At 76.6% G+C, this 655-nt stretch carries 1 protein-coding gene; it reads left to right on the top strand.

Translation table 11 applies throughout. From position 1 onward, the window contains the following. The coding region (locus RH94_RS43030; RefSeq protein ID WP_234425699.1) for a sensor histidine kinase at positions 1 to 655 on the top strand (655 nt) is incomplete at both ends.

The raw sequence follows: 655 nt of genomic DNA, 5'->3' as shown, positions 1-655 counted from the left end.
ACGAGCTGCGCACCCCGGTCGCCTCGGTGCGCGGGCACGCCGAGCTCGCGTTGCTGCACCCGGGACCGGTGCCGCCCGAGGTCACCCGTGCCCTGGAACGGATCGCCGCCGAGTCCGCCCGGATGGGCGAGATGGTCGACGAGATGCTGCTGCTGGCCCGCCTGGACGCCGGCCGTCCCCTGGAGCGCCGCCCGGTCGACCTCACCCGCCTGGTCCTGGACGCGGTGACGGACGCCCGGGCCGCGGGGCCCGGGCACCGCTGGACCATGGAGCTGCCGGAGGACCCGGTGACGGTGACCGGCGACGCCCACCGGCTCCAGCAGGTTCTGGCCAACCTGCTGGCCAACGCACGTCTGCACACACCCGCGGGCACCGAGGTGACGGTGTCCCTGGACCTGGGGGCCGACCGGAAGGACGCCGCCGCCACGGCGGTCCTCCAGGTCCACGACGACGGCCCCGGCGTCCCCGAGGACGTCCGGCCGGGCGTCTTCGAACGCTTCACCCGTGCCGACCGCCGCCGCACGGACCCCTCCGGCGGAGCCGGGGCGGGACTCGGCCTGTCGATCGTGGCGGCCGTGGTCCAGGCCCACGGCGGAGACGTCGTCCTGGACGGCCGCCCCGGCTCGACGACGTTCACGGTGCGGCTGCCGGCGGG

The organism is Streptomyces kebangsaanensis, assembly GCF_001906585.1.
Taxonomy (GTDB): domain Bacteria; phylum Actinomycetota; class Actinomycetes; order Streptomycetales; family Streptomycetaceae; genus Streptomyces; species Streptomyces kebangsaanensis.
This window is presented reverse-complemented; position numbering and strand designations above follow the sequence as displayed.